General features: G+C 65.7%; 16 protein-coding genes and 1 tRNA gene. 7 read left to right on the top strand and 10 right to left on the bottom strand.

The genetic code is table 11. The features are described 5' to 3' along the window. Positions 1–39: 39 nt before the first annotated feature. A complete protein-coding gene (locus ACI6S0_RS10375; RefSeq protein WP_434405748.1) occupies positions 40–450 on the bottom strand; it encodes a MerC domain-containing protein in 411 nt (136 codons plus the stop codon). A 196-nt stretch (positions 451–646) separates the two neighbouring features. Between ACI6S0_RS10375 and ACI6S0_RS10370 the strand changes: the two genes are divergently transcribed. Beyond that, entirely contained in the window at positions 647–2,095 is a 1,449-nt protein-coding gene (locus ACI6S0_RS10370) for a S41 family peptidase (RefSeq protein WP_434405747.1), read from the top strand. A gap of 35 nt (positions 2,096–2,130) precedes the next feature. On the opposite strand, the gene ACI6S0_RS10365 is transcribed toward ACI6S0_RS10370, so the two are convergent. Then, the gene (locus ACI6S0_RS10365) at positions 2,131–2,469 is read right to left on the bottom strand and encodes a hypothetical protein (RefSeq protein ID WP_303763673.1); all 339 of its coding nucleotides are present in this window, start codon (positions 2,467–2,469) and stop codon (positions 2,131–2,133) included. 116 nt (positions 2,470–2,585) lie between these two features. On the opposite strand from ACI6S0_RS10365, the gene ACI6S0_RS10360 reads away from it, so the two are divergent. The 3 genes from ACI6S0_RS10360 (at position 2,586) to ACI6S0_RS10350 (ending at position 3,440) form a co-directional block, all read left to right on the top strand. Continuing rightward, entirely contained in the window at positions 2,586–2,894 is a 309-nt protein-coding gene (locus ACI6S0_RS10360) for an autorepressor SdpR family transcription factor (RefSeq protein WP_004212039.1), read from the top strand. Next, entirely contained in the window at positions 2,879–3,256 is a 378-nt protein-coding gene (locus ACI6S0_RS10355; RefSeq protein WP_434405746.1) for an ammonium transporter, read from the top strand. Before ACI6S0_RS10360 ends, ACI6S0_RS10355 begins: the two co-directional genes overlap by 16 nt. A 99-nt stretch (positions 3,257–3,355) precedes the next feature. After that, positions 3,356–3,440: transfer RNA gene (locus ACI6S0_RS10350), tRNA-Leu, on the top strand. A gap of 56 nt (positions 3,441–3,496) precedes the next feature. Here ACI6S0_RS10350 and ACI6S0_RS10345 read toward each other — a convergent pair. After that, positions 3,497–3,874, bottom strand: coding sequence for a hypothetical protein (locus tag ACI6S0_RS10345; RefSeq protein ID WP_434405745.1), 378 nt, complete (start codon positions 3,872–3,874; stop codon positions 3,497–3,499). A gap of 73 nt (positions 3,875–3,947) precedes the next feature. Continuing rightward, entirely contained in the window at positions 3,948–5,084 is a 1,137-nt protein-coding gene (locus tag ACI6S0_RS10340; RefSeq protein ID WP_434405744.1) for an aminotransferase class I/II-fold pyridoxal phosphate-dependent enzyme, read from the bottom strand. On the opposite strand from ACI6S0_RS10340, the gene ACI6S0_RS10335 reads away from it, so the two are divergent. Continuing rightward, on the top strand, positions 5,058–5,219 hold the full coding sequence (locus ACI6S0_RS10335) for a hypothetical protein (protein WP_434406000.1): 162 nt from the start codon (positions 5,058–5,060) through the stop codon (positions 5,217–5,219). The two genes, ACI6S0_RS10340 and ACI6S0_RS10335, sit on opposite strands and share 27 nt — an antisense overlap. Positions 5,220–5,423: 204 nt before the next feature. Here the strand turns inward: ACI6S0_RS10335 and pgl are convergent, their stop codons facing one another. The 5 genes from pgl to ACI6S0_RS10310 form a co-directional block, all read right to left on the bottom strand. Continuing rightward, complete coding sequence (pgl, locus tag ACI6S0_RS10330; protein WP_434405743.1) at positions 5,424–6,116, bottom strand: 6-phosphogluconolactonase; 693 nt, start codon at positions 6,114–6,116, stop codon at positions 5,424–5,426. Positions 6,117–6,121: 5 nt separating this feature from the next. Next, entirely contained in the window at positions 6,122–6,598 is a 477-nt protein-coding gene (locus tag ACI6S0_RS10325; protein WP_434405742.1) for a YbaK/EbsC family protein, read from the bottom strand. Further along, positions 6,595–7,596 (bottom strand): UDP-glucose 4-epimerase GalE, encoded by a 1,002-nt coding sequence (gene galE / locus ACI6S0_RS10320; RefSeq protein WP_434405741.1) that lies wholly within the window; start codon positions 7,594–7,596, stop codon positions 6,595–6,597. The genes ACI6S0_RS10325 and galE overlap by 4 nt, the downstream gene beginning before the upstream one ends. A gap of 67 nt (positions 7,597–7,663) precedes the next feature. Continuing rightward, entirely contained in the window at positions 7,664–9,841 is a 2,178-nt protein-coding gene (locus ACI6S0_RS10315; protein ID WP_434405740.1) for a 3-hydroxyacyl-CoA dehydrogenase NAD-binding domain-containing protein, read from the bottom strand. A gap of 126 nt (positions 9,842–9,967) precedes the next feature. Next, a complete protein-coding gene (locus tag ACI6S0_RS10310) occupies positions 9,968–11,176 on the bottom strand; it encodes an acetyl-CoA C-acetyltransferase (protein WP_434405738.1) in 1,209 nt (402 codons plus the stop codon). Positions 11,177–11,327: 151 nt separating this feature from the next. On the opposite strand from ACI6S0_RS10310, the gene ACI6S0_RS10305 reads away from it, so the two are divergent. Then, complete coding sequence (locus ACI6S0_RS10305; RefSeq protein ID WP_434405737.1) at positions 11,328–12,083, top strand: metallophosphoesterase family protein; 756 nt, start codon at positions 11,328–11,330, stop codon at positions 12,081–12,083. Positions 12,084–12,130: 47 nt separating this feature from the next. Continuing rightward, positions 12,131–13,801 (top strand): MFS transporter, encoded by a 1,671-nt coding sequence (locus ACI6S0_RS10300; protein ID WP_099234124.1) that lies wholly within the window; start codon positions 12,131–12,133, stop codon positions 13,799–13,801. A gap of 42 nt (positions 13,802–13,843) precedes the next feature. On the opposite strand, the gene ACI6S0_RS10295 is transcribed toward ACI6S0_RS10300, so the two are convergent. Beyond that, positions 13,844–14,440 (bottom strand): nucleotidyltransferase family protein, encoded by a 597-nt coding sequence (locus ACI6S0_RS10295; protein WP_434405736.1) that lies wholly within the window; start codon positions 14,438–14,440, stop codon positions 13,844–13,846. Positions 14,441–14,474: the final 34 nt, after the last annotated feature.

Below are 14,474 nucleotides of genomic sequence, written 5' to 3'. Positions count from 1 at the left end.
GAACGACTCGCGGGAAGGCGGGGCGGTCTATGACGTCGGTCAGCAGGCGGTGCGCAGGCCCCGGCGCCAGTTGAGGATATGCGCCCCGGCCAGCAGGGCGCTGCCGCCGACGGTCCAGATCGCTTCGCTCAATGGGGTGCGGGCCAGCAGCGCGCCCACGGCCATCAGGGACAAGCCGGCCAGGCCGATGCCCAGCGGGAGCGCGGCGCGGTGGCGGCGCCAGCCCTGCAACAGCGCGAACAGGCTGGTCGGCACGGCGATGGCGAGCATCAGCAGGTGGAAGGATTCGCCCGGATCGATCCGCGCGGCGATGGTCGGCAGCAAGGCGAAGAGCAGTGGCAGGCCCAGGCAATGGACGGTGCAGAGCGCGGAGGCGCAGATGGCGAAGCCGTCCAGCCAGGAGCGGGGGCGGCCGGCCGGATTAGGTTCCGGCGCTTCGCAATGGGGCATGATGGTTCCTAAATGATATAATGTTACATTTTCTCCGGCCATATCGATATGGGGGCATGGGAAGTCAAGGGCAGGGGGACGGAAGGCGTCGCCGGGGCGGTTGGTTGACGGCGCGGAAAGCGCTTTTGTTTCAACGCTGTCTTGCCGTGTTGCGGTGCGCGGCTTATCCCGTCTGCGGTCTTTGGGGGGAATAGTGATGAAGCATGGGGTTGCGCGCCTGGCGTTGCTGGCGGGTGGGCTGGCGATGTTGGCGGCTTGTGGCGGCGGCGGGTACGATAGTGCGGGCACTGCGCCGCCGACGGCGACGCCCACACCCACGCCGACCGCCACCTGTTCGCTGCGCGAACGGCAGGATTGGGCGGCGGCGACGCTCAAGGAATGGTATCTTTTCCCCGAAACCCTGCCGTCCGCGCTCAGCCCGGCCGGCTATGCCAGCGTCGACAGCTATATCGACGCGCTGACACAGGGCGCGCGGTCGCAGCGGCGGGATCGCTATTTCAGCTATCTCACCTCCATCAAGGCGGAGAATGCCTATTATCAGTCGGGGTCGAGCGCCGGCTTCGGCCTGCGCTTCGCGACCGACAGCGGGGGCACCCGCCTGTTCGTCATCGAATCGTTCGAGAACGGCCCGGCACTGGCCGCCGGCATCGATCGCGGCGCGGAGATATTGGAGATCGGCACCAGCATCACGAACATGCGCAGCGTGTCGTCGCTGTTCGCATCGGGCGGTGCCGATGCCGTGGCCGATGCGATGGGGCCGGATAGCGCCGGCACGACCCGGTTGTTGCGTATCGCCGACGCGAACAGCACCCGCACCGTATCGGTGACCAAGCGCGACTTCGACCTGATGCCGGTATCGAACCGCTATGGCGCGCGGGTGATCGACGATGGCGGCCGCCGTGTCGGCTATGTCAATCTGCGCACCTTCATCCTGTCGGCCGAACAGCCGCTGCGCGACGCGTTCGCCGGTTTCAAGTCGCAGGGCGTGACCGACATCATCCTCGACCTGCGCTATAATGGCGGCGGCCTCGTTTCGACGGCCAAGGTTCTGGGCGATCTGCTCGGCGGCAACCGGGCGCGCACCGACATCTTCATGCGTATGACCTATCGCCTGGAAAAGAGCGGCCAGAACCAGACCCATTATTTCGAGCCGCTGGCGCAGTCCGTCGCGCCCACCCGCATCGCCTTCATCGGCAGCGGCGGCACGGCGTCGGCCAGCGAAGGCGTCATCAACGCCTTCATCCCCTATCTGGGTGCGCAGGCGGCGCTGATCGGCGCCAATACCTATGGCAAGCCGGTCGGGCAGATCGCGATCGATCGCGAAGCCTGTGACGACCGGTTGCGGGTGGTTGCCTTTGCGACCCAGAATGGCGCGGGCAACGCCGATTATTATGACGGGCTGGCGAGCAGCATGAAGGCCAGTTGTCAGGCATGGGACGATATCAGCTATCCGCTGGGCGATCCGCGCGAGGCGGCAACCCGGCAGGCGCTGGACTTCATCGCCGGGCGCAGTTGCACGCCGATCGGCGGCGCGGTGGCGACGCTCAGCCGCAAGGCCGTGACGTCGCCGGTGTCCGCCCCGCGCGAATTGCTGGCGCCGCAGCGGCCCAATCCGGCCCAGCGCGAGGTGCCGGGTCTGTTCTGACCAACCGGCCGATCAGGCGGCAGCGCTGACTTCGATCAGCGCTGCTTCTTGGTGATGGTCGCCGTGAAATCGGGATCCTTGTTCGCCACCCAGTCGACGAACTTGCGGATCGGCGGATGGAGCAGCAGGCCCTCCACGTCCATGCCGTGGCGCTGTAGTTCGGAATTGGTGAAATTGGCGATCAGCGTCTGCTGGCAGATGCCGTGCATCGGCACGACGTCGCGGCCGCCCCGGCTCTTGGGAACGGGATGGTGCCACACGATGGTCGTGCCCGTTGGACGCCCGCACAGCCAGCAGGGCGGCGGGGGCGGCGCTGCCTCTTCCTCGCGATGCACATCTTCATAGGGGCCATGTTTGGAATATTTGCGGGCCATGTCTCTGCCTGGATTGAAGGAAACTTTGGCCGCTCCCTATCGCAGCCGGCGCGGCAGCACCACGGGGATCATCATGGCTGCTTGACTAATTTCGATATTTAGCTAATTGTCTCATCATGAGCCAGGTCTTCCGCGCCTTATCCGATCCGACCCGTCGCCGGGTGCTGCAATTGCTGCGGCAGGGACCGATGAGTGCGGGCGAACTGAGCGACCAGTTCGATGTCTCCAAACCGACCATGTCGGCGCATTTCGCGGTGCTGAAGGAGGCCGATCTGGTCCATGCCGAAAAGGCCGGAAAGTCGGTCATCTATCATCTCAAACTGTCGGTGCTGGAAGAGGCGCTGCTGGGCTTTGCCCAGTCGTTCGGCATCGGCGTGGAGGCGCCGGATCAGCATCGGGAGAAGGCAGGATGGACAGGGAATTGAAGGCGGGCCTGCTCTGGGGCGGCGGTATCCTGCTGCTGGCGCTGGCCGCCAGCCAGGGGCGCAAGCTCGACTGGCTGGACAATGACATGGTCACGCGGCTGGTGATCGGCGCCAACGGGTTGATGATCGCCTGGTATGGCAATCGCATGCCCAAGGCTTTCCTGCCTGACGCCTGCGCGCGGCAGGTGGCGCGGGTCGGCGGCTGGTCGATGGCGCTCAGCGGCATCGTCTATGCCGGATTCTGGGCGTTCGCGCCGATACCGGTGGCGGTCGTCGGCGGCTGCGTCGCGGTGGGGGCGGGGATGGCCGTGACGATCGGCTATGGCCTCACCTTGCGTGCCCGGCTGCGGGCCCGCCGCTAGGCCCTTGTTTCGCCTGCCTGGCGGCTTTGTTGCGGGAGCGATTTTGGGGGCTTTGCAGCCGGTTCATGACCTGCTAGGTGCCCCCTTCCACGATCAGATGCGGGCGTGGTGAAACTGGTAGACGCGCCGGACTCAAAATCCGGTTCCGCAAGGAGTGTCGGTTCGATTCCGACCGCCCGCACCATCTTTTGATCGGCCTCGATTGTCGCTGACAATATCTCAGGCATCGTTTTGGCTCTGCTATCTGTCGTCGCTATGGTTGGCGCAGTAAGGTTGAACTGGAACCGTCCAGTTTATCGGCAGATCAGAGAAATTTCCCCATAAGCGCCATGTTTCGCTTGTTCTGTCGAACGAGGCTAGGCCCCATTGCGGCGGATCGGGCCAGCCGAACCAATCTCGGTCGATCAGATACAGGATTTCGTTGCCAAATTCCGCGACGAAGCCGGTGCCCATTTTTCTGGCCCAGTCGTGATCATCGCCCAGTTCTGACATGGGCGGCCAGTCATTTTCTGCTGCAGGGCGCCATTCCAATGGCCAGGCGATGCGCTCGCGATATCCCGATTTCATCGAGCGTGCTTTGAAGAAGCCCAATTTCCATGGATTTGCTTCCCAGAACATATCGCTTCGATATCTCCACTACCTATCGCTGACCTAATATTCTGATCAATTTGTGTCGACAAATGGCGGATGTTCAGCGGCCCGGTTGCGCCTGGAACCAGGGGATCATCCGTGCGATCGCATCCTCGACCCGGTCGGTCGAGACGGCGAAGCTGAAGCGGATGAAGCGGTGGCCGTCGACCGGATCGAAATCGATGCCGGGCGCGGTGGCAACGCCGGTCTCGCGCAGCAGCTTCTGGCAGAAGGCCAGGCTGTCATTGGTGAGATGGCTGATATCGGCATAGATGTAAAAGGCACCATCGGGCGGCGCGATGCTGGCGAGGCCGAGCGCGGGCAGGGCATCGAGCAGCAATTGCCGGTTGCGGCGATAGGTGTCGACATGCCCCTCAAGCTCGTCGGTGCAGTCGAAGGCGGCCAGCCCCGCCTGCTGCGCCAGTACCGGGGGCGTCAGGAACAGATTGCCCATCCGCGCCCGCGCCGCGCCGATCAGGTCGGCGGGCACGACGATCCAGCCCAGCCGCCAGCCGGCCATGCTGAAATATTTGGAGAAGCTGTTCACGATCACCGCGTCGGGGGCGAATTCCAGCATCGACCGGGCCGGCTCGCCGAAGCTGAGGCCATGATAGATTTCGTCGGAGATGATGCGGATACCGCGGTCGGCGCAGACCCTGGCGATCGCGGCCAGTTCGTCGGCCGGGATGATCGTGCCGGTCGGGTTGGCCGGGCTGGCGAGGATCAGGCCGTCTGGCGCTGGCTCGATTGCGGCCAGCGCGTCGGCGCTGATCTGATAGCGTTCGGCCGGACCGCAGGCGATTTCGACCGGCTCCAGATAGAGCGCCTTCAACGTGTTGCGATAGGCGACATAGCCCGGCCGCGCGGTGGCGACGCGGGCGCCGGGCGCGAACAGGCTGGTCAATGCCAGCACCAGGCCGGGCGACGCGCCGCAGGTCAGCAGGATCTGTTCGGGATCGACAGCGACATTGTGCCGATCGGCATAGAGGCGGGCGATCCGTTCCTTGAGCGCCGGACTTTCCCAATAGCCCATCGGATCGGTGTCGAGCACTTCATGCGCCAGCGCGATCGCGGGGGCCGGCGCGCCGGTCGAGGGTTGGCCGAACTCCATGTGCAGGATGGAGCGGCCCTGTGCCTTGAGGGCATGGGCTTCGCGGCTGATGGCGATGGCGTGGAAGGGATCGATCTGGGCAATCATGCCGGCTGCCTATTCTGTGCGGGCAACCATGTCCATGGCCGCTACCTTCTGTCTGGCATGAACCAGGCGCTGCTCACCGCCCTGCAATTCATGGTGCTGGGGCCGCCACCCTCGCGGCGCTGGTGGTGTCGCTGAACCTGGGGCGGCGGATTACCGGCTGGCAGAATGTGGCGCTATCTGATCTCGAGCCATGCGGTGCGCGACCGATGATCCTCCCCTGCCAGAGGAGGTGGCGCGCGCGAAGCGCGTGACGGAGGGGTGTCGCCCTATCGCAAACGGGATACCCCTCCACCATTTGCTGCGCAAATGGTCCCCCTCCCCTTGCAGGGGAGGATGTTTTTAGGATTCCGCGATCCACACCTCGACCGGCACCTTGTCCTGCAGCAGGGCGAGGCGGATCGGCAATTCTTCGACCGGGCCGCCGGCCAGCGCCTGGTCATAGACCGCCTTCTTGCCCGCGCCGCCGATCTGCAGGAAGATGTGGCGACTTTGCAGGATCGCGTGGGCGGTCAGCGACAGGCGCTGATGCGGCGCGACCGGCGGGGTGGCGGCGATGGTGTAGGCCTGGCTGGAAAGGCCTTCGGCCAGTTCCTTGCCTTCCGGGAAGAGCGAGGCGGTATGGCCGTCATCGCCCATGCCGAGCAGGATGATGTCGAACGGCCAGGGCAGGGCAGCAAAGTCCGCCTCGACCGCGCTCTGGCCGGCATAGGCGTCGACGGCGCCATTCTTCATCGGCACGAAGCGCGCGGCGGCGGCCGGCCCCTGGAGCAGGGTTTCGCGCACCAGCCTTTCATTGCTGTCGGCGCTGACCGGATCGACCCAGCGTTCGTCGACCAGGGTGACGATCAGCTTGGTCCAGTCGAGCGGCACTTTCGACAGGGCTTCCAGCACCGGGCGCGGCGAGCGGCCGCCCGACACGGCCAGCGTCGCGACACCGCGCTGGGCGATCGCATCCGACAACAGGGTGGCGATGCGGGCTGCGATATCGGTGGCAGCCTGTGCGCCGGTAGCAAAGATATGTTCGGTCGGCATGGCTCTCACTCGACGATTTCGGGAAGGGTGCAGATGTCGATCCATTGCGCCCCGGTCAAGGCGGCAAGCCGATCGGGCGTCAGTTCGACCGAGGCGGTGCGCGATCCCGCCGCCGGAAACACGGTGTCGAACGCCTGCAGCGATACATCGCAATAGACGGGCAGGGCGCTGGCGAGGCCGAAGGGGCAGACGCCGCCGACCGGATGGCCGGTAATCTCCTCCACCTCATGCGCGCCCAGCATCCGCGGCTTGGCGCCCAGCGCCGCCTTCGCCTTGCCATTGGACAGGCGGGCGTCGCCGCGCGCGCAGACCAGCACCACCCTGTCGCCGACGCGCAGCGACAGGGTCTTGGCGATACGGGCCGGTTCGACGCCCAGCGCAGCCGCCGCCTCGATCACCGTTGCGGTGCTGACGCCCTGGTCGATGATCGCGACATCGGGCGCCTGCGCGGCGAAGAATGCGCGAACGCTGGCTTCGCTCATGCCTTCTGGATATCGCTGAGCTTGCGTTCCCAGGCGAGCGCATGGTCGACGATCTGGCCGAGATCGGCATAGCGCGGCTGCCAGGGAAATTCCGCCATCAGCGCGCTATTGTCGGAAATCAGCGCATCGGGATCGCCCGCACGGCGCCCTTCCAGCCGGCGCTCGATCGTCATGTTGGTGACCCGGTCGACCGCGTCCAGCACTTCGAGCACGGAGAAGCCCCGGCCATAGCCGCAATTGAGCATGTAATTGCGATCGGGATGGGCAATCAGCGCTTCGAGCGCCAGCACATGGGCGGCGGCGAGATCACTGACATGGATATAGTCGCGCACGCCGGTGCCGTCGGGCGTGGCGAAATCGGTGCCGAAGACGCTGACATGGCTGCGCTTGCCCAGCGCCGCCTCGACCGCGACCTTGATCAGGTGGGTGGCGCCGGCCGTCGACTGGCCGGTGCGGCCCTGCGGATCGGCGCCGGCGACGTTGAAATAGCGCAGCGCGCAGAAGTTCATGGCGTGGGCGGCGGCCACGTCGCGCAGCATATACTCCGTCATCAGCTTCGACATGCCATAGGGATTGATCGGCCGCTGCGGCGTCGTTTCCCTGACCGGGCTTTCCTCCGGTATGCCATAGGTGGCGGCGGTCGAGGAGAAGATGAAATGGGGAATGCCGACGGCGACCACGCTTTCCAGCAGGTCGCGGGTCTTCGCGCTGTTATTGTTATAATATTTGAGCGGGTTCTCGACCGATTCCGGCACCACCACCGATCCGGCGAAATGCATGATCGCCTGGACGCCATGTTCGCGCAGAGTCGCCTGTACCAGCGCCTGGTCGGCAATGTCGCCCTGCACGAAGGGAACGTCCTGCGGCACGGCCCAGCGGAAGCCGGTGACCAGATTGTCGATCACCACCACGCCATAGCCGGCATCCTTCAGCGCCAGCACCGCATGGCTGCCGATATAGCCGGCGCCGCCCGTGACCAGAACCGTTGGCTTGCTCATAAAGAAAAGGTCTCCCCGAATATGTCCGGGGAGACCTAATACAGAAGCGTTACGATTTACAAATCGCTCATGCTGCAGCGCGAGACGGAACGGGGCGATAGAAGGTCGCGCCGTTGGCGGCCATTTCCCGCAGCTGCGCCGTGGGGGCGAAGCGCGGGCCATGGGCGGCGGCCAGCCGGTCCAGCACGGCCACGACATGGGCGATGCCGACCGTGTCCATATGGCTGAACGGACCGCCGGTGTAAGGCGCGAAGCCCCAGCCGAAGATCGCGCCGATGTCGCCGTCTTCCGGCGTTTCCAGCACGCCTTCCTCGAAGCAGCGGGCGCATTCGATCAGCTGTCGATAGAGCAGGCGTTCCTTGACTTCCTCGACGTCCGGCTGGGCGTCGGCGCGCGGGAACAGCTCGCCCAGCACCGGCGAGAGATGCTTCTTGCCGCCTTCGGGATAGTCGTACCAGCCCTTGCCATTCTTGCGGCCCAGGCGATCGGCCTCGACCATCTTGAGCATGATGTCGTCCGACCCCTGGGGAACATAGGCGTCGCCCAGTTCCTTCTTGGCGGCGGTCATGATCTTGACGCCCAGTTCGATCGACACTTCGTCGCTGACGGCCAGCGGGCCGGTCGGCATGCCAAGCTGCTTGCCGGCATTTTCGATGAGCGCCGGGTTGATGCCTTCGCCGACCAGTTCCGCGCCTTCCTGCACATAGGTGCCGAAGCTGCGTGAGGTGTAGAAGCCGCGGCTGTCATGGACGACGATTGGCGTCTTCTTGATCTGGGCAACGAAGTCGAGCGCCTTGGCGATCGCGGCCGGGCCGGTCTTTTCACCCAGGATGATTTCGACCAGCGGCATCTTCTCGACCGGCGAGAAGAAGTGGACGCCGATGAAATTCTCGGGCTTGGACCAGGCATTGGCCAGCTTGGTGATCGGCAGGGTCGAGGTGTTGGAGCCGAAGATGGTGTCGGCGCCCAGCACGGCTTCGACCTGCTTGGTCACTTCCGCCTTGATCGCGACATCCTCGAACACGGCCTCGATCACGAAGTCGGCGCCGGCGAGTGCGGCATAGTCGGTGGTCGGAGTGACGCGGGCCAGGGTGGCGGCCATCTTCTCGGGCGTCATGCCACGGCCCAGGCGCTTGGCCAGCACCGCCTCGACATGGGCCTTGCCCTTCTCGGCATAGGCCTGGTCACGGTCGAACAGCACCACGTCCATCCCGGCCTGCGCCGCGACGGTGGCGATGCCCGCGCCCATCATGCCGGCACCCAGCATGGCGAGCTTGGTAGTCGGCGCCTTGGGCTCGTCCTTGGGACGACGGGCGCCGCGTTCGGCCGCCTGCTTGTTGACGAACAGGGTGCGGATCATGTTCGACGCCTGCGGATCGGCAGCGACCTTGGCGAAATATTTGCTCTCGATCCGGATCGCCCGGTCCATCGGCAGGGTGATGCCCTCATAGACCGCCGACAGCAGGGCGATCGGCGCGTTCATGTTGCGCTGGGTCTGCTTCAGCGTCATCGGCAGGGCGCCGGCCATGGTCTGGACGAAGGCGGGGTTGAAACCGCCAGCGCCGCCGGGCACCTTGAAGCCCTTGACGTCCCAGGGCTGGGTGCTGGCGGTCGGGTTCGCCTTGACCCAGTCCTTGGCGGCGGCGAGCGTCGTGCCCTGCGGCACCACGCCGTCGACGACCTTCAGCATCGCGGCTTCGGCCGGGCGGAACAGCTTGCCCTGCAGCATGTACATCAGCGACGCTTGTACGCCCATGATGCGCGGCAGGCGCTGCGATCCGCCGCCGCCAGGGAACAGGCCGATCAGGATTTCGGGCAGGCCGAGCTGGGTCTTGGGGCTGTCGCCGACGAAGCGGCGATGGCAGGCGAGCGCCAGTTCGAAGCCGCCGCCGACGCAGGTGCCCTCGATCGCGCAGGCGACCGGCTTGCCGGCGGTTTCCAGGCGCCGGAACAGCTGGTTCAGCACGAACACATTGTCGAAGATCGCGGTGGGGGCGGGGCGCTGGCCATCGGCGCTGGCCAGCATCGACCCGAAATATTTCAGGTCCATGCCGGCCATGAAGCCGCTGTCCTTGCCCGATGCGATGACCGCGCCCTTGATGCCCTCTTCCGACGCGATGCGGGTGATGGCGGCGTCGAGATCGGCCAGGAAGTCGGGGCCGATGACGTTCATCGACTGGCCGGGCACGTCGATCGTCAGGGTGGCGATGCCGTCGGCATCGATGTCGAAGCGAATCGTATTCATTTTGATCTCCTCTCCCCCGTTCGCCCTGAGCCTGTCGAAGGGCTCGCCTGAGCGTAGCGAAGGCATCTCACTGCGTTCGATGACGGGCTTCGACTTCGCTCAGCCCGAACGGGGTGGTAATATTGCTTACACGCGCTCGATGATGATGCCGGTGCCCATGCCCGCGCCGACGCACAGGTTGATGAGCGCCGTGCCCTTGCCCGAGCGTTCCAGCTCGTCGAGCGCAGTGCCCAGCACCATGGCGCCGGTGGCGCCCAGCGGATGGCCCATGGCGATCGCGCCGCCATTGACGTTGATCTTGCTGTGGTCGAGGTTCATCGCCTGCATGTAGCGCAGCACGACCGAGGCGAAGGCTTCGTTCAGTTCCCACAGGTCGATGTCGGCGGTGGTCATGCCGGCGCGGGCCAGCAGCTTGCCGGCGACAAATTCCGGGCCGGTCAGCATGATCAGCGGTTCCGAACCGATCGAGGCCATCGCCTTGATCTTCGCGCGCGGCTTCAGGCCGTATTTCTCGCCGATTTCCTTGTTGCCGACCAGCACCGCGGCGGCGCCGTCGACGATGCCGCTGCTGTTGCCGGCATGATGGACATGGTTGACCTTTTCCAGCTCGGGATAGCGCAGCAGGGCGACCGTGTCGAAGCCGGGCATGTCCTCGCCCAGCGCCTGGAAGCTGGGCTTCAGGCTGCCGAGCGACTGCATCGTCGCGTCGGGGCGCATATGTTCGTCATGGTCGAGCGCGATGCCGCCGATCACGTCGCGGACCGGCACGATCGACTTCTTGAAACGGCCTTCGTCCCACGCGGCCTTGGCGCGGCGCTGGCTCTCGACGGCATAGGCGTCGACATCGTCGCGGCTGATGCCGAATTTGGTGGCGATCACGTCGGCGCCGATGCCCTGGGGCGCGAAATAGGTCTTGTAGGCGACCGCCGGGTCCATCGCCCAGGCGCCGCCGTCCGATGCCATCGGCACGCGGCTCATCGATTCGACGCCGCCGCCGATCGCGAACATCGCTTCGCCCGAATAGACCTTGGCCGCGGCCATGTTGACCGCTTCCAGGCCCGATGCGCAGAAACGGTTGACCTGCACGCCCGGCACGGTCTGGGCATAATCGGCGTTGAGCACGGCGACGCGCGCGATGTCCGCGCCCTGTTCGCCCACGGGGCTGACGCAGCCCAGGATCACGTCGTCGACGTCGGCGGTGTCGATCTGGGTGCGGTCGCGCACCGCTTCGAGCATCTGCGTCGCAAGCTGGATGGGGGTGATGTCGTGGAGCGAACCGTCGCTCTTGCCCCGGCCACGGGGCGTGCGGACGGCATCGTAGATATAGGCTTCCATGGTTCCTTTTCCCTCTCCGTTGGCGGCTTTTGGCGCACCGGAAGTGGCCCTGAATGTATTTACGTTTACGTAAAGTGCAAGCCTGAAATGGTCGGTTTCCGCCGACATGGCCTTGCCGTAAGGTCAGGTGCGGGCCTGATGTGGGGCACGATTGCAGCAGGACAAGCGCCAGGTGAAGATTGCGGTTCTTTCCGACATCCACGGCAATATCGATGCGCTCGACGCTGTGCTGGCGGATGTGGCTGCGCGCAATGTCGATCTATGTGTCAATCTCGGTGACATCCTGTCGGGGCCGCTCTTCCCCTGCGAGACCGCCGATCGGCTGATGACGATGAACTGGCCGACGATCCGGGGCAATCATGAGCGGCAATTGCTGACGCTGGCGCTCGAACGCATGGGCGCGTCGGACCGGGCGACCCATGATCTGCTGGCGCCGCGCCATCGCGACTGGATCGCTGGATTGCCCGAGACGCTGTGGCTGACGGATGAGATATTGATGGTCCATGGCACGCCGGACAGCGACATCGATTATTGGCTGGAAACGGTCGAACCGACCGGCTTGCGCGCCGCGACCGAGGCGGAGGTCGAGGCGCGGGCAGGGGGCGTCTTCGCGCCGTTGATCCTGTGCGGCCATACCCATGTGCCGCGCATCCATCGTCGCGCCGATGGCGGGCTGATCGTCAATCCGGGCAGCGTCGGCCTGCCGGCCTATGACGATGATCGGCCCTCGCCGCACAAGGTGGAGACCGGATCGCCCGAAGCCCGTTATGCACTGGTCGCGCGGATGGCCGACGGCTGGCACGCGGAGATCGTCCTGGCCGCCTATGATGCCGAACGCGCGGCCGCCACGGCCGACGCACGGGGGCGGCCCGACTGGGGCCGGGCGCTGCGTACCGGACGGATGTGAACCAAAGGCCGAGTCGCGGGTTTGACCGACGTTCCTAAATCCGCTTGATGGTTTTCGTGCCTGACACCGAGTCCCCCCAGCCGTCCTCGCCCTTTGCCATTCCCATCTTCCGCGCGATCTGGATCGCGAGCCTGGCGTCCAATTTCGGCGGGTTGATCCAGTCGGTCGGTGCGGCCTGGATGATGACCTCGCTGTCCGCTTCGCCGGTGCTGGTGGCACTGGTGCCGGCGTCCACGACGCTGCCGATCATGCTGTTCTCGCTCTGGGCCGGCGCGGTCGCCGACAATCTGGATCGGCGCAAGGTGATGATGGCCTGTCAGCTGTTCATGCTGCTGGTGTCGACTGCCCTTGCGCTGGTCGCCTGGCTCGGCGCGCTGACGCCCTGGACGCTGCTGGGTTTCACCTTCCTGATCGGCTGCGCGACGGCGGTGAACGGTCCGGCCTGGCAGGCGTCGGTCGGCGACATGGTGCCGCGCAGCGTGCTGCCCAGTGCCGTCGCTATGAACAGCATGGGCTTCAATCTGGCCCGCAGCACCGGCCCGGCGCTGGGCGGCGTGATCGTCGCGGCGGCGGGCGCGGCGGCGGCGTTCCTGGCCAATGCAGTCAGCTATATCGGCCTGGTCGCGGTGCTGGCGCGGTGGCGGCCGGAATTGCCGCCCAAGCTGCTGCCGCGTGAGCGGCTGGGCGTCGCGATGTGGGCCGGTGTCAGCTATGTCTCGATGTCGCCCAAGATCCAGCTTGTGCTGCTGCGCGGCGGCGCCTTTGGCATCGGTGCCAGCGCGGTGTCGGCGCTGATGCCGCTGGTGGCGCGCGATGTGCTGGGTGGCGGCGCGCTGACCTTCGGCCTTACCAGCGGCGCCTTCGGCGTCGGCGCGGTGGCCGGGGCGCTCTCTACCCGGCGGCTGCGCGCGCGCTTTTCGATCGAGGCGATCGTGCGGTCCGCCGCCCTGTCGCTGGCGGCGGGGACGGCGATCACGGCCATGTCGGGCTATCTGGTGCTGGCGCTGCTGGGTTATCTGCTCGCCGGGGCGGGCTGGGTCATGGCACTGTCGACCTTCAACGTTTCGGTCCAGATGTCGGCGCCGCGCTGGGTCGTCGCCCGCGCCGTCGCCATCTATCAGATGACCGCGTTCGGCGGCATGGCGATCGGCGCCTGGCTGTTCGGCAATCTGGCCGAGGATCATGGCGTGGTGGACGCCCTCTATGCCTCCGCTGCGGTGCAACTGGTCGCCGCGCTGATCGGCTTCGTTCGTCCGCTGCCGCAGATCGGCGATGACAATCTCGATCTCCAGAACCGCTGGCGCGAGCCGGAGACGGCCGTGCCGGTCGAACCGCGCAGCGGCCCGGTGGTCATCACCATCGAATATCGCATCCCGGTGGGGTCGGTCGTCCCCTTCCTCAGCGCGATGAGCGAGCGCCGCCGCATCCGCAAGCGCGATGGCGCGCATGGCTGGTCGTTGATGCGCGATCTCGGCGATCCCGAACTCTGGGTCGAACGCTATCATGTGTCGACCTGGCTCGACTATGTCCGCCACAATCAGCGGCGCACCATCGCCGACATCACCAACAGCGACACGATCCACGCGCTGCACAGTGGCGGCAAGCCGCCGGTGGTGCATCGCATGCTGGAACGCCAGACGGGCTCGCTGCCGCTCAGTCGTGCCCCTGATCCGCGGGAAATGGGCGACGGGCTGACCGATCCGACGCGATCGACCTGAAGCGGGGCAAGGCAATGCGGCTTCGCCTGCCCCTTTTATGCCTCAGGTCGGTGTCACCGGGGGGCGGCCAAGATCCTCCGGCGTATCGATGTCGTGCAGCACATTGCCGATCGTCTCGATCTGGATGCCGTGGCTCAGCAGGGCGCGGGCACCCTGGTCGCCTTTGAGCGCGAGCAGTTCGGGGAAATGCTTGCGGCCGATGAAGGCGGGCGGCGAGGAGGAGAAGCCGTCGGTGCTGGCGACCACCGAACGGATATCCTCGGCCGCCATGCAGATATGGTTATAATGGGTCTGCGGCACTTCGGGCATATCGGCAAGGCAGATCAGGATGCCGCGCACCTTGCGCTTGTCCATCACATGCTCGACCGCCAGCCGGATACTGCTCGACAGGCCCTCCTCGGGATGCTCGTTGACGACGATATCGAAGCCGCGCCGGTCGAGCTTGCGATGCAATATCGGCGCAAATTCGACCGGTCGCACGACGGCGACCAGTTCGGCAAAGGCCATGGAGGCGATGGTTTCCAGCGTGTGCGCGGCAACCGGCTTGCCACGCAGGTCGGCCATCAGCTTGTCTTCCTCGCCGAAGCGGGTCGACATGCCGGCTGCCAGAAGGACGGCGGCGATGCGTTCAGTGCGCATGATCTTGCGATTGTAATGACATTTTTATGTGGTG

Source organism: Sphingobium sp. DN12 (assembly GCF_051058005.1).
Taxonomy (GTDB): domain Bacteria; phylum Pseudomonadota; class Alphaproteobacteria; order Sphingomonadales; family Sphingomonadaceae; genus Sphingobium; species Sphingobium yanoikuyae.
This window is presented reverse-complemented; position numbering and strand designations above follow the sequence as displayed.

What these genes read in the sequence shown, in the direction of transcription:
- ACI6S0_RS10365 (WP_303763673.1), bottom strand. Translation starts at nt 2,469, where the DNA reads ATGGCCCGCAAATATTCCAAACATGGCCCCTATGAAGATGTGCATCGC.
- ACI6S0_RS10325 (WP_434405742.1), bottom strand. Translation starts at nt 6,598, where the DNA reads ATGAGCGAAGCCAGCGTTCGCGCATTCTTCGCCGCGCAGGCGCCCGAT.
- galE (WP_434405741.1), bottom strand. Translation starts at nt 7,596, where the DNA reads ATGAGCAAGCCAACGGTTCTGGTCACGGGCGGCGCCGGCTATATCGGC.
- pgl (WP_434405743.1), bottom strand. Translation starts at nt 6,116, where the DNA reads ATGCCGACCGAACATATCTTTGCTACCGGCGCACAGGCTGCCACCGAT.
- ACI6S0_RS10345 (WP_434405745.1), bottom strand. Translation starts at nt 3,874, where the DNA reads ATGTTCTGGGAAGCAAATCCATGGAAATTGGGCTTCTTCAAAGCACGC.
- ACI6S0_RS10375 (WP_434405748.1), bottom strand. Translation starts at nt 450, where the DNA reads ATGCCCCATTGCGAAGCGCCGGAACCTAATCCGGCCGGCCGCCCCCGC.
- ACI6S0_RS10360 (WP_004212039.1), top strand. Translation starts at nt 2,586, where the DNA reads ATGAGCCAGGTCTTCCGCGCCTTATCCGATCCGACCCGTCGCCGGGTG.
- ACI6S0_RS10295 (WP_434405736.1), bottom strand. Translation starts at nt 14,440, where the DNA reads ATGCGCACTGAACGCATCGCCGCCGTCCTTCTGGCAGCCGGCATGTCG.
- ACI6S0_RS10370 (WP_434405747.1), top strand. Translation starts at nt 647, where the DNA reads ATGAAGCATGGGGTTGCGCGCCTGGCGTTGCTGGCGGGTGGGCTGGCG.
- ACI6S0_RS10315 (WP_434405740.1), bottom strand. Translation starts at nt 9,841, where the DNA reads ATGAATACGATTCGCTTCGACATCGATGCCGACGGCATCGCCACCCTG.
- ACI6S0_RS10310 (WP_434405738.1), bottom strand. Translation starts at nt 11,176, where the DNA reads ATGGAAGCCTATATCTACGATGCCGTCCGCACGCCCCGTGGCCGGGGC.
- ACI6S0_RS10300 (WP_099234124.1), top strand. Translation starts at nt 12,131, where the DNA reads ATGGTTTTCGTGCCTGACACCGAGTCCCCCCAGCCGTCCTCGCCCTTT.
- ACI6S0_RS10340 (WP_434405744.1), bottom strand. Translation starts at nt 5,084, where the DNA reads ATGATTGCCCAGATCGATCCCTTCCACGCCATCGCCATCAGCCGCGAA.
- ACI6S0_RS10355 (WP_434405746.1), top strand. Translation starts at nt 2,879, where the DNA reads ATGGACAGGGAATTGAAGGCGGGCCTGCTCTGGGGCGGCGGTATCCTG.